At 74.3% G+C, this 12,426-nt stretch carries 9 protein-coding genes and 1 pseudogene; 5 read left to right on the forward strand and 5 right to left on the reverse strand.

The window, feature by feature from the left end:
- Positions 1-16: 16 nt before the first annotated feature.
- Positions 17-847: a lysophospholipid acyltransferase family protein gene (locus WCD41_RS29870; protein WP_337718895.1), complete on the forward strand. Its 831-nt coding sequence runs from the start codon at positions 17-19 to the stop codon at positions 845-847.
- 101 nt (positions 848-948) lie between these two features.
- Here WCD41_RS29870 and acs read toward each other — a convergent pair whose 3' ends face one another.
- A complete protein-coding gene (gene acs / locus WCD41_RS29875) occupies positions 949-2,886 on the reverse strand; it encodes an acetate--CoA ligase (protein ID WP_337718896.1) in 1,938 nt (645 codons plus the stop codon).
- A gap of 242 nt (positions 2,887-3,128) precedes the next feature.
- Between acs and WCD41_RS29880 the strand changes: the two genes are divergently transcribed.
- From WCD41_RS29880 to WCD41_RS29890, 3 genes are all read left to right on the forward strand, one after another.
- Positions 3,129-4,625, forward strand: coding sequence for a DUF7782 domain-containing protein (locus WCD41_RS29880; RefSeq protein WP_444876310.1), 1,497 nt, complete (start codon positions 3,129-3,131; stop codon positions 4,623-4,625).
- On the forward strand, positions 4,622-5,047 hold the full coding sequence (dtd, locus tag WCD41_RS29885; RefSeq protein WP_337718898.1) for a D-aminoacyl-tRNA deacylase: 426 nt from the start codon (positions 4,622-4,624) through the stop codon (positions 5,045-5,047). The genes WCD41_RS29880 and dtd overlap by 4 nt, the downstream gene beginning before the upstream one ends.
- A gap of 179 nt (positions 5,048-5,226) precedes the next feature.
- Positions 5,227-6,234, forward strand: a complete 1,008-nt coding sequence (locus tag WCD41_RS29890; protein ID WP_337718899.1) for a sigma-70 family RNA polymerase sigma factor — start codon at positions 5,227-5,229, stop codon at positions 6,232-6,234.
- Between the two features lie 248 nt (positions 6,235-6,482).
- On the opposite strand, the gene WCD41_RS29895 is transcribed toward WCD41_RS29890, so the two are convergent.
- Complete coding sequence (locus WCD41_RS29895) at positions 6,483-6,980, reverse strand: hypothetical protein (protein WP_337718900.1); 498 nt, start codon at positions 6,978-6,980, stop codon at positions 6,483-6,485.
- Between the two features lie 107 nt (positions 6,981-7,087).
- The gene (locus tag WCD41_RS29900) at positions 7,088-7,675 is read right to left on the reverse strand and encodes a TetR/AcrR family transcriptional regulator (RefSeq protein ID WP_337718901.1); all 588 of its coding nucleotides are present in this window, start codon (positions 7,673-7,675) and stop codon (positions 7,088-7,090) included.
- Positions 7,676-7,913: 238 nt separating this feature from the next.
- Between WCD41_RS29900 and WCD41_RS29905 the strand changes: the two are divergent.
- Positions 7,914-8,339 (forward strand): annotated as a pseudogene (locus WCD41_RS29905) (CPBP family glutamic-type intramembrane protease); the annotation flags it as partial.
- A gap of 149 nt (positions 8,340-8,488) precedes the next feature.
- On the opposite strand, the gene WCD41_RS29910 reads toward WCD41_RS29905, so the two are convergent.
- Positions 8,489-11,182 (reverse strand): bifunctional acetate--CoA ligase family protein/GNAT family N-acetyltransferase, encoded by a 2,694-nt coding sequence (locus WCD41_RS29910; protein WP_337718902.1) that lies wholly within the window; start codon positions 11,180-11,182, stop codon positions 8,489-8,491.
- A 35-nt stretch (positions 11,183-11,217) separates the two neighbouring features.
- Positions 11,218-12,417, reverse strand: coding sequence for an acetoin utilization protein AcuC (locus WCD41_RS29915; RefSeq protein WP_337718903.1), 1,200 nt, complete (start codon positions 12,415-12,417; stop codon positions 11,218-11,220).
- Positions 12,418-12,426: the final 9 nt, after the last annotated feature.

A 12,426-nucleotide genomic window follows, 5' to 3' on the forward strand; every position in this document is an offset into this window, starting at 1 on the left:
AGACATGATCCGGGGCATGGCGCGGCAGGATCGACTCCGGCGGATCTCCCAGGCCCACGACCGCCGACGGTCGGGGCGGGGGATCCGGCTCTGGCGCAAGCTCGCGATCTGGATCCTGTACCCGCGCACCGACCGGGGCTTCTGGTACGGGTTCGCGATCGACGTCCTCTGGCCGGTCCTCATGGCCGTGGCGCGCTGGGACTTCCGCGGCGGGCCCCAGGTGCCGACCCGCGGGGGCGCGCTCCTCGCCGTCAACCACCTCTCGCACGTCGACCCGATCGTCCTCGTCGCCTACACGCTCGCCCAGGGCCGCGTGCCGCGCTTCCTCGCGATGAAGGAGCTGTGGGGCAAGACGGTCGTCGGTGCGCCGCTGCGCGGGGGCCGGCACATCCCGGTCGACCGCAAGGCGTCGGGCATCGAGGCCTACCGCGCCGCGGTCGAGGCCGTGCGGCAGGGCGAGGTCGTGGTCGTCTACCCGGAGGGCGGGTTCGCCGACCACTCCGACGGCTGGCCCCGCGCCGCGCGCACCGGGATCGCGCGGATGGCCCTCGAGACCGGCGCACCCGTCATCCCCGTTGCGCAGTGGGGCTCGAACCACCTGCTTCCGCCGACGGCCTCCCGCCCGACGCTGCTCCCCCGCGCGACGCTGCGGGTGCTCGCCGGCCCTCCGGTCGCGCTCGACGACCTGCGCGAGGGCCGGATCGGGCGCAAGGCGCTACAGGAGGCCACCGACCGCATCATGGGCCGGATCACCGAGCAGCTCGCGGTGCTGCGCGGGGAGGAACCTCCCGCGCGCCCGGAGCCGGAGGAGCCCGCCGCCGACCTCCAGCCGCCCGCCGTGAGCTGAGCACCCCGCACGGCTGATCCAGGCCCGGAGCGGACGAACGAACGGCGCCCTCGCTGCTTCGGAAGCAGCGAAGGCGCCGTTCGTTCCCCCACGGGGCGTGCTCAGCCGTTCATCTGCTTCTGCATCTGCTCGACGACGCTCGGGTCGACGAGCGTGGACGTGTCGCCCAGCTCCTCGCCCTCGGCGAGGTTCTTGAGGAGACGCCGCATGATCTTCCCCGACCGCGTCTTGGGGAGGTCGCTGGAGAAGATCACCGTGGCCGGACGGGCCAGCTTCCCGATCGACTGGGCGACCTGCTCGCGCAGCGCCTGCTCCAGCTCCTCGGTGCCCTGCTTGTCGCCCTTGAGCGACACGAAGGCGACGATCGCCTGGCCGGTGTCGTCGTCCTTGCGGGCCGCGACCGCGGCCTCGGCCACGTCGGCGTGCTCGACCAGCGCGCTCTCCACCTCGAAGGTCGAGAGGCGGTGGCCGGACACGTTGACGACGTCGTCGATGCGACCCATGAGCTGGATGTCGCCGTCGGCGTCGTACTTGGCGCCGTCACCGGCGAAGTACGCGTCGGAGTACTTCGACCAGTAGGTGTCCTTGAAGCGCTCGTCGTCCTTGTAGAGCGTGCGCATCATCCCGGGCCACGGCTGGGTGAGCACGAGGTTGCCGGTCTGCTCGACGCCGAGCTGGTTGCCCTCGTCGTCGCGGATCTCGGGCCGCACGCCCGGGAACGGCTGCTGCGCCATGCCCGGCTTGAGCGTGGTGATGCCCGGCAGCGGCGTGATCAGGATGTGCCCGGTCTCGGTCTGCCACCAGGTGTCCATGATCGGCGCCTTGCCGCCGCCGATGTGCTCGCGGTACCACTCCCAGACGTCGGGGTTGATCGGCTCGCCGACGCTGCCCAGCATCTTGATCGAGGACAGGTCGTGGCCCTCGATGTGCTGCTCGCCCGCCTTCATGTGCGACTTGATCGCCGTGGGCGACGTGTACAGGATCGTGACCCCGTACTTGTCGATGATCTTCCACCACACGTCCTTGCCCGGGTAGCCGGGGACGCCCTCGAAGAGCACCGAGGTGCACGCGTTGGCCAGCGGGCCGTACGTGATGTAGCTGTGCCCGGTGATCCAGCCGATGTCGGCCGCACACCAGTAGACCGAGTCGTCCTTGACGTCGAAGACGAGGTTGTGGGTCGTCGTGACGCCGAGCAGGTAGCCGGCCGTGGTGTGCACGACGCCCTTGGGCTTGCCGGTCGAGCCCGAGGTGTAGAGCAGGAAGAGCAGGTCCTCCGAGTCCATCGGCTCGCAGGGGCAGCTCTGCGGGTCGTCCGAGACGTTCGCCGTGAGGTCGTGCAGGTAGACGTCGCGGTCGTTCATCGGGATGTCCGCGCCCGTGCGCCGCACCACGACGATCTTCTCGACGGTGGTGGGACCGGCGTCGAGGCCCTCGTCGGCGTTGGTCTTCTGCGCGCCGGCCTTGCCGCCGCGCATCGCCTCGTCCTGGGTGATGAGGACCTTGCACTCGAGGTCGTTGCAGCGCTCGGCCACGGCCTTGCCGCTGAAGCCGCCGAACACCACGGTGTGGGGCGCGCCGAGCCGGGCGCACGCGAGCATCGCGACGACCGCCTCGGGGATCATCTGCATGTAGATCCCGACCGGCACGCCCTTGCCGACGCCGAGCTCCTTGAGGCCGTTGGCCATCTTCACGACCTCGCGCTGGAGGTCGGAGAACGTGATGTCGCGGGCCTCCGACGAGTCGGGGCCGTCGTCGGGCACCACGTGCAGGGCGACCTTGTCACCCTTGCCCCCCTCGACGTGGCGGTCGACGCAGTTGTAGCAGGCGTTCAGCTTCCCGCCGACGAACCACTTCGCGTACGGGAGCTGCCAGTCGAGGACCTCGTCGTAGTCCTCGAACCAGTCCAGGCGCGCCTTGGCCTGCTCGTCCCAGAACTCCCGGAGGTCCTGCTCCTTCATCTCCGGCCGCACGTTGGCCGTCTTCGACAGCTCCGGGTCCGGCGGGTACGTCTTCCCCTCGGTGGCCGTCTGTTCCGACATCCGCGTGTGCCTCCCCGTCGATCTGCGGCACCGGCCGGCGCCGGGAGGACGCCGGGTGCCCTTGCTGTGTGCGCAGCGTCTTGCACTTCCCCGCCCGTGACAACGGTGCGTTCGGAGGGGCCGCGGACAGGGTGGCGGCGCCGACCTGCGGTGCAGGTGTGACGATCTCCCCCGTGCCCCGACCCGACCACCCGGACGCGGAACGTCGCACTACGGACGGTGTCGACGTCTCACATGCCCGATTGTGGCGTGGCTTACGCACCGCGCTGGCCCGCGGCGGGTTCACCGTCGACGGCGTGGCCGCGCTCCTCGGTCCGGGCGCCCGCGCCGCCCTCGACCGGGGCGAGACGACCCCGGCCCGCCGGGCCGTCCGGGACGCCGGGGCCCTCAGCACGCTGGTGCGCCTGTTCCTGCTCGGCGACGCCGTCCCGCGCGCCGAGGCCGCGGCCGCCCTCGACCCCGCCGACCTGGACGAGGCCGTCGCCGCCGGACTGGTGGGCGTCGCCGGGGACGTCGTGACCGCCGCCCTCGACCTGCGCCCCCACGGCGACGCGGCCATCCCCGACGCTGCGCCGTGGTGGGTGCTCTCGGACCTCGAGGTCTCGCCCGCCCACCGCACCGCCGGGCGTGAGCACGTCCTCGGCACCGGTGCGGCGTCGCTGTCCCTGGCGCGGGCGACGGTCCGCCGCCCGGTCGCGACGTTGCTCGACGTCGGGACGGGGTGCGGGGTCCAGGTGCTGCACTCCTCGGGGCACGCGGCACACCTGACGGCCACCGATGTCTCGCGGCGTGCGCTGGAGATGGCGGGCGTGACGCTCGGGCTCTCCGGGGTGGACACCGAGCTGCTGGCCGGGCCGTGGCTGGAGCCGGTCGCCGGGCGGCGCTTCGACCAGATCGTCAGCAACCCGCCGTTCGTGCCGGGGCCGCCGCAGGTCGACCACGTCTACCGCGACTCCGGGCTCGGCGGCGACGGGGCGAGCGCGCTGCTGGTGGGCGCGCTGCCCGCGCACCTCACCGAGGGCGGGGTCGCGCAGCTGCTCGCGTCGTGGCTCATCACCTCCGACGACTGGACCGCGCGGCCCCGCACCTGGCTCGCCGAGGCCGCACGGTCCGCCGCGCCCGGCGGGCTGGACGCCTGGGTCGTGCAGCGCGACGTCGCCGACCCGGCCCTGCACGTCGGCACCTGGCTGCGCGACGCGGGCGTCGACCCAGCCTCACCCGAGGGGACCGCGCTGTCCGAGCGGTGGCTCGACTTCCTCGCCGCCGAGGGCGTGCACGCGGTCGGCTTCGGGTTCGTGACGCTGCGGCGCACCGCCCCCGACGTCGCCGGGACCGTGGTGTGCGAGGACCTGCGCCAGTCGCACGACGACCCGCTCGGCCCGGAGATCGAGGCGTGGCTCGACCGCACCGCGTGGCTCGCGGCGCACCCCGGCGCGGCGCTGCTCGACGCCCGCCTCCGCGTCCCGGACACCGTCGCGCTCGAGCGCGGGCTCGTCGGCACCGACGAGGGCTGGGAGCCGGTGGCCGCCACGCTCGTCCGCCTCGACGGGCCGCAGTGGCGTCACGACGTCGACGAGCTCGGCGTCGCGCTGCTCGCCGGGTGCCGCGGGTACCTGCCGCTGCGCGACCTGGTCGACCTCCTGGCCGTCGCCCACGACCGCGACCCCGCCGAGCTCGCCGAGGCCGCGCTGCCCGTCGTCCGCGACCTGGTCCACCACGGGATGCTGGTGCCCGCGTGAGAGCGGTCGTCAGCCGGGTCACGACGGCCCGGGTCGTCGTCGACGACGAGGTGGTCGGCGCGCTCGACGGACCCGGCCTGCTCGTGCTGCTCGGCGTCCACCGCGACGACGGCCCCGAGGCCCCGGCGACCATGGCCCGCAAGCTGCACGAGCTGCGCATCCTGCGCGACGAGCGCTCCTGCGCCGACACCGGCGCGGGCCTGCTCGTCGTCAGCCAGTTCACCCTCTACGGGGACACCCGCAAGGGCCGGCGCCCCTCCTGGTCGGCCGCCGCTGCTCCGGACGCCGCCCGCGCCGCCGTCGACGCCGTCGTCGCCGCCCTGCGGGAGCGTGGCGCACCCGTCGCGACCGGGAAGTTTCAGGCGGACATGCGCGTTGAATCCACCAACGACGGCCCGTTCACGGTGATCGTCGAGAGCTGAACGCCGGAGATCTCCGCTCCCCGCCGTCCGTTGTCCGCGAGTGGCGCCCGCCATGCGTCACGCACGACACAGCGGGCACCCGTCACCGGACGCCCACGGCGGGAACGAACGCCGATCCCGACGCGTTCGACCTAGTGACGCGGCGCCACAGCACCTTCGCGCCGCGCAGGGAGGAAGCAATGACGGCGACACTCGCACCGCAGACCGGGTCCGAGACGGTGTTCCCCTCGGTGCCTGCTGAGAGCGACCTCGACGCCCAGGGCCCTGCGGCGGACCTCGTCCGCGTCTACCTCAACGGTATCGGAAAGACCGCGCTGCTGACCGCCGCCGACGAGGTGGAGCTGGCGAAGCGCATCGAGGCCGGTGTGTACGCCGCGCATCTGCTCGAGGAGGCCGGCTCGGACGACGGGGCCCTCGACGCCCAGCGCGCCACCGACCTGCGCGCGGTGGCCCGTGACGGCCGCCGGGCGCGTGCGCACCTGCTCGAGGCCAACCTGCGCCTCGTGGTCTCGCTGGCGAAGCGCTACACCGGACGCGGCATGCCGCTGCTCGACCTGATCCAGGAGGGCAACCTGGGTCTGATCCGGGCCGTGGAGAAGTTCGACTACAGCAAGGGCTTCAAGTTCTCGACCTACGCGACGTGGTGGATCCGCCAGGCCATCACGCGCGGGATGGCCGACCAGGCCCGCACGATCCGCCTGCCCGTCCACCTGGTCGAGCAGGTCAACAAGCTGGCCCGCATCAAGCGTGACCTGCACCAGACCCTCGGCCGCGAGGCCACCAACGAGGAGCTGGCGGAGGAGTCGGGGCTGACGCCCGAGAAGGTCGCCGACCTGCTCGACCACAGCCGCGACCCGGTCAGCCTCGACATGCCGGTCGGCTCGGAGGAGGAGGCCCCGCTCGGGGACTTCATCGAGGACGCCGAGGCCACCGACGCCGAGTCGACGGTCATCTCCGGCCTGCTCCACGACGACATGCGCCGCGTGATCGCGACGCTGGACGACCGTGAGCAGAACGTCATCCGCCTGCGCTACGGCCTCGACGACGGCCAGCCGCGCACGCTCGACCAGATCGGGCGCCAGTTCGGGCTCTCCCGCGAGCGGGTCCGCCAGATCGAGCGCGAGGTCATGGTCAAGCTGCGCGACGGCGACCGCGCCCGCCGGCTCAAGGCCTACGCGGCCAGCTGACGCGGACGGGTCCGGTGGCACGCTGCGTGACGGGATCGGTCCCGCAGCGGCCACCGGGTCGACGCATTGACGATGACTCGCCGGTAACGGCAGTCTGAACCGCGCGGGCCGGATGTGACCTCACTCACCTGGGGTCACCCCGGCCCGACCAGACCACCCTCTTCAGACCACACGGCGGACCTCGGTGTCCGTCAGCGACGGGAGACCGGGACGGTCGGGCCGGCCCGGTCTTCCGGCTTTCCCGGGTCCTAGACGACCGCGCCCGTGAGGACGACCGGGCGCTCCCCCAGCGGCGCCGCGAGCGTGGCCTCTAGCGGCGGGTAGACGAGCTCCCGTGTGCACGGGCCCGGCCCGGTGCTGAACTGCTCGACCCGCAGCACGACGCGTTCGGCATCCTGGTCGACCACGGCCAGTCGCGCGTCCGTGCAGCCGCCCGCGCGCCCGTACACCCCGATGACGGTGTCCCCCCGGGTCCACACGAGCGTCGGCAGACCCGCCGGTAGCGCCGAGGCGTCCACGCGTCCCGTCGGGAGCGCCGTCGCGCCCGCAGGCGGCGCCGCGGTCAGGGGGTCGGGCTCCGCCGGCACCGGGCGGTTCGACGGTGGCGGCGCCGCGGTCGGGATCGTCGGCGGCACCCCGGGCCCCGGCTCCGGGGGCCCCGACTCCCCGCATCCCGCGGCCAGCAGGACCGCCGCCGCGAGCAGGCCGAGGCGCAGGGTGGTCACGATCGCCGGTGCGCTGCGCATGGTCCGACCGACCGTAGGGGCGCGCGGACCCCGACGCCGCTCCGACGCGGTCACTCCTTCGAGGTGCGCTGCGCGCACGTGAGCAGAAATCGGTGCTCCGGCACGCGCTACTGCTCACAGGCGCGTAGCGCACCGGCGAGCAGGGCCTCGAGGCGCTCGGGTGGCAGGCGTCCGGGTTCGACGACGCCGCCGACGGCGAGGCCGTCGAGGGTGGCGAGCAGGCCGGCGGCGTGTGCCCGGTCGGCGTCGTCGATGTCGTCACCGTCGTGGCGGCAGCGCGCGACCAGCTCGGCCAGCAGGTCTTCGAGCTCGCGCCACCCCCGCGTGTGCCGCGCCGCGAGGTCGTCGTCGACCGCCGCGGCGGCGACGAACGCGAGCCACACCCGGCCCTCGTCGGCACGCGCCGCGTCGAGCGGCAGCAGCTGCCGGCACAGCTCGCGCAACGCCTCCCGGGGCGGCAGCCCGGTCACCGCCCGCTCCGTCCGCGCCGCGAAGCTCCTGCTCACCGCCTCGGCCGCGGCGGCGAGCATGTCCCGCTTCGTCGGGTGGTGGTGCTGGACCATCCCGACCGACACCCCGGCCCGCGCGGCGACCTTGCGCACGCTGACCCCGGCGAGCCCCTCCTCGGCGATCAGGGCGGTGACGGCCGCGTCGAGGCGGTCGCGGGGGTCGTCGGTGCCGGCGGTCTTGTCCATGGGCGGCCCAGCGTGGCACGGTGCCCTCGTGACTCGCCAATACGAACGTATTGTCCGTGTCGTCGGCACCCTCGCCGGGCCCGCGGCGGTCGCGGTCGGGCTCGGCGCCGTCGGGATCGTGGCGGCGACCGGGGCCGGTGGGGTGTCTCCCCTGGTGATGGCGGTCGTCGTCCTGCCGCTGGTCGCCCTCGCGTGGCGCGCCACGGGGCTGCCACGCCCCCGGTGGGCCGGCGCCGGCATGCCGACGCTCACCGTCCTGGGCAGCGCCGTCGTCGTGTTCGGCGTCGACGCGGTCGCCGGCGGCACCCGGGTGCTCGCCGTCGACGTCGGCGCGCTCGCCGGCTTCCTGGCGGTCAACGCCGTCGTGGCCCTCGCCCTCGAGGCCCTCCCCGAGGAGGCGGCACTGCGGGGGCTGACGTTCGGGCAGCTGGCCGGGCGGCCGGTGGTCGCCGCCGCCGTCACCACCGCCCTGTTCGTGGTGACCCCCGCGGCCGGGATCGCCCTCGCGGCCGGCCTCGGCGACGTCCTCGGGCTGCCCACCGCCCCGGCGACGTTCGCGCCGGGCGGCCAGGACCCCCTCTCCTACGCGGTGCTGCTCGCCGTCTTCGGCGCCCTGCTGGCCACGGTGCGGGCAACCACCGGCTCGCTCGGCGCCTGCGTCGCCGTCCACCTGGTCGTGCTCACGGTGAACCGCGTCGTGCTCGACGCGGACGGCGCGCGCACCGGGGTGGCGGTCGCCCTCCCGCCCGGCGGTGAGGTGCTGGTGCTCGCCTACCTCGGGCTCGCGACGGTGGTCGTCCTGGGCGTGGCGCGTCAGCGCAGGCGGCGCGGGCCGGCGTCGCGCGGCCCCGGCGGCGGGCCGAGGACGACCGTCATGCCGGTGGGGTGCGCACCCCGGTCGGCGGCGAGCACGGGGTCGATGACCAGCGAGCGGATCTCGGGGATCGCGTCGGCCAGCACGCCGATGCGCAGGACGAGGTCCTCGAGGGCCGGGAGGTCGGCGCGGCGGGCGCCCCGGTAGCCGTCGAGCAGCGGGGCCGCCCGGGGCGCGCGCACGAGCGTCGCGGCGTCCATCGTCGACAGCGGGGTCGCGCGGTAGGCCCGGTCGCCCAGCAGCTCGCCGACGACGCCCGCCAGCCCGAACGACACCAGCGAGCCGAACGACGGGTCGTCGCGGATCTCGACGACGCACGGGATGCCCGGCGGCGCCTGCACCTGGACGTAGACCTCGTCGGTGCCCGAGAGCTCGACGAGCTGGTCGTAGGCGCTCGAGATCGCCGTCGACTCGGTGAGCCCGACGTGCACCCCCCGCAGGTCGGTGCGGTGGCGCCAGCTGCGGTCGGCGGTCTTGAGAACGACCGCGCCGCCGAGCTCGCGCGCCGCGGCGACGGCGTCGTCGGCCGTGCGCACCCGGCGGAACGGGGCGACGACGACCCCGACGCAGCGCAGCAGCGCGTCGGCCTGCTCGTCGGAGAGCACCGTGCGCGGCGCCGGGGCGATGTCGTCGACGAGGGTCCGCGCGGCCTCGACGTCGACGCCCTCGGGGACGACGAAGTCGCCCACCGGGCGCGAGCGCCACTGGGTGTAGCGCACGGCCCGGGACAGGGCGAGCACCGCACGCTCGGGGCTCGGGTACGACGGGATGCTGCCGCGCTGCGGCCCGCCGTCCTCCCCGTTCGACACCGTCAGCACCTCGGGCACGCCCTCCGAGGCGAGGAACGTCGACACCACCGGCTTGTCGGCGCCCGCCACCGCGTCGGCGAGGGCGCGGGCGTGATCGGTCGGGTCGGTCGTGATCGCCGGGACGAACACGACGACGAGGGCGTCGCACTGGTCGTCGGCCAGCATGTCGGCGACGGCCGCGCGCAGCTCCTCCGCGCCCGCCGCCGTCCCCAGGTCGACCGGGTCGCGGGCCAGGAACAGGCCCTGGGCGAGCACGACGTCGGCGGCCAGGATGCCGAGCGCGGTCGAGTTGCCGACGATCCCGACCCGCGGGCCGGGCGGCAGCGGCTGGTGGGCCAGCAGCTGGGCGGCGTCGAAGAGCTCGTCGACGGAGTCGACGCGGATGACCCCGGACTGGTCGAACACGGCGCCCACCGCGGCCTCGTCGATCGGCTGGGCGCTGCCGGCGAGACCCGGGGCCACCGCGACGTGCCGCCCGCTCTTCACCGCGATCACCGGCTTCGTCCGCGCCAGCCGGCGCGCCACACGGGCGAACTTGCGCGGGTTGCCGAAGCTCTCGAGGTAGAGCAGGACGACGTCGGTGTCAGGGTCGGTGTCCCAGTACTGCATGAGGTCGTTGCCCGACAGGTCCGCGCGGTTGCCGGCGGACACGAACGACGAGAGCCCGAGGCGGCGGTCGGCGGCGGCGGCGAGGATCTGGATGCCGAGCGCGCCGGACTGGCAGAAGAACCCGACCCGGCCGGGCGGGGGCAGGTGCGGCGCGAGCGAGGCGTTGAGCGACACCTTGGCGTCGAGGTTGATGACGCCGAGCGCGCTCGGCCCGACCACCCGCATCCCGTTGGCGCGGGCGTCGGAGACCAGCTCGCGCTGCGCCGCGAGCCCGGAGGGGCCCTGCTCGCCGAAGCCCGAGGTGATGACGACGAGCGCGCGCACCCCCTTCGAGAGGCAGGCGTCGAACACGCCGGGCACCTCGTCGGGCGGCACCGCGAGCACGGCGAGGTCGACGTCGTCGGGGATGTCGGTGACCGACGGGTACGCCCGCACCCCGAGCACCGACCGGGCCTCCGGGTGCACCGGGTAGACCGGGCCCGTGAACCCGCCGCGCAGCAGGTTCGCCAGCACGACGTGGCCGATCTTCGTCGGGTCCGGCGAGGCGCCGACGACGGCCACCGAGCGCGGGGTGAGCACGTTCGCGACGCTGCGGGCCTCGGCGCGCTGCTCGCGGGAGAGCTGCACCTCCCGTGCCCGCGACGTCGAGGCGACGTCGAACTCCAGGTGCAGGGTCGAGCCCTCCAACGCGCGGCTGACCTCGAACCCGGCCTCCCGGAAGACGCGCACCATCTGGTGGTTCTCGGTGAGCACCTCGGCGACGAAGCGCGTGAGCCCGCACTCGCGGGCGGCGGCCGCGAGGTGCTCGAGCAGGATCGAGCCGAGCCCGCGGCCCTGGTGGTCGTCGCGGACGACGAACGCGACCTCGGCCGCCGGCGACTCCGCGAGCCGCACGTAGCGCCCGATGGCGATGATCTCCCGGCCGAGCCAGAGCACCAGGGCGACCCGGTCGTGGTGGTCGACCTCGACGAAGTTCTTGAGGTCGCGCTCGGGGATCTGGGGGTACGGGCTGAAGTAGCGGAAGTACCGCGTGCGGTCCGAGAGCCGGCCGTGGAAGGCGACCACGGCGTCGGCGTCGTCGGTCGAGATCGGGCGCAGGTGGGCCGTCGCCCCGTCGGAGGCGACGACGTCAGCCTCCCAGTGGGCGGGATAGGGCGCGTCGGGCACCGCCCGGACCTCTGCGGTGATGGCGTCGGGGTCCGCCGTCTCGGTCATCCTCGCCCTCGGGGGGTGCTGGGGTCAGGGAGCGGTCAGTCGCGGGAGTCCGCGGGATCGAGGCCGTGCAGCGGGAACACCGCACGCCGGGTCTCGAGCAGGAACGGGTCGACCTCGACCTCGGTGAACCCGCCCCACCGCTCGAAGTCGACGGGGGCGTCCTCGGTCATGGAGGTCGGCAGCGGGCGCCGGGTCTTCTCCGTCGCGTAGGACGTCCAGTCGGCCGGGATCGGCCGGTGCGGGTCGACGTCGCGGTCGAGCACCGTCGCGAGCAGGTGGGTCCACGACCGCGGCACCGCGCGGAACAGGCCGTAGCCGCCTCCGCCGAGCGCGAGCCACTTGCCGTCGCTGTGCTCGGCGGCCAGGTCGCGCAGGGAGCCGTAGATCGCCCGGTGGCCGTCGACGGTGAGCGAGAGCTCGGCCAGCGGGTCCTCGTGGTGGGTGTCCACGCCGCACTGGGTGACCAGGATCTGCGGCCGGAACGCCCGCAGGAGCCCCGGGACCACCGCGTGGAACGCGCGCAGCCAGCCGGCGTCGCGCGTGCCGGGCGGCAGGGCGAGGTTGACGGCGCTGCCCGAGGCGCTGCCGCCGCCGAGCTCCGAGGCGAACCCGGTGCCCGGCCAGAGCGTGCGCGGGTGCTGGTGCATCGAGATCGTCAGCACGCGGTCGTCGTCGTAGAACGCCGTCTGGACGCCGTCGCCGTGGTGGACGTCGGTGTCGATGTAGCAGATGCGCTCGTAGCCGTGGTCGAGCAACCACGAGATCGCGACGGCGCAGTCGTTGTAGACGCAGAAGCCCCAGGCGTGGTCGGCCATGGCGTGGTGCAGGCCGCCGGCGATGTTGACCGCCCGGTCGGCACGGCCCTCGGCGATCTCGCGGGCCGCCGCGATCGAGCCGCCGCACACCAGGGCGCTCGCCTCGTGCATGCCCTCGAAGATCGGGTTGTCGGTGGTGCCGAGCTGGTGGCGCGGGTCGTCGCCGTGGGACGGGGCGCGGCGCACGGCGTCGAGGTAGGACGCGACGTGGATGCGCTCCACCTCGGCGTCCGGGGCCGGGGACGGCACCAGCGGCTCGATCCCCTCCAGCACCCCGAGCGACCGGGCGAGGCGCATGGTGAGGTCGAGGCGCACGGGGTGCAGCGGGTGGTCCTCGGAGAGCTTGTAGCCCAGGAGGCTCTCGTCCCACACCACGGCCACACGGGCCGGGTCCACGGTCGACGCGCCGGAGCTGGTCACGGGCGCGAC

The sequence above is a fragment of the Actinomycetospora aeridis genome (genome assembly GCF_037400275.1).
In the GTDB taxonomy this organism is placed as follows: Bacteria; Actinomycetota; Actinomycetes; order Mycobacteriales; family Pseudonocardiaceae; genus Actinomycetospora; species Actinomycetospora aeridis.

Excerpts from the sequence above, each read along its gene's own strand:
- WCD41_RS29870 (WP_337718895.1), top strand. The coding sequence starts at position 17 with ATGGCGCGGCAGGATCGACTCCGGCGGATCTCCCAGGCCCACGACCGC.
- acs (WP_337718896.1), bottom strand. The coding sequence starts at position 2,886 with ATGTCGGAACAGACGGCCACCGAGGGGAAGACGTACCCGCCGGACCCG.
- WCD41_RS29890 (WP_337718899.1), top strand. The coding sequence starts at position 5,227 with ATGACGGCGACACTCGCACCGCAGACCGGGTCCGAGACGGTGTTCCCC.
- WCD41_RS29895 (WP_337718900.1), bottom strand. The coding sequence starts at position 6,980 with ATGCGCAGCGCACCGGCGATCGTGACCACCCTGCGCCTCGGCCTGCTC.
- WCD41_RS29900 (WP_337718901.1), bottom strand. The coding sequence starts at position 7,675 with ATGGACAAGACCGCCGGCACCGACGACCCCCGCGACCGCCTCGACGCG.
- WCD41_RS29910 (WP_337718902.1), bottom strand. The coding sequence starts at position 11,182 with ATGACCGAGACGGCGGACCCCGACGCCATCACCGCAGAGGTCCGGGCG.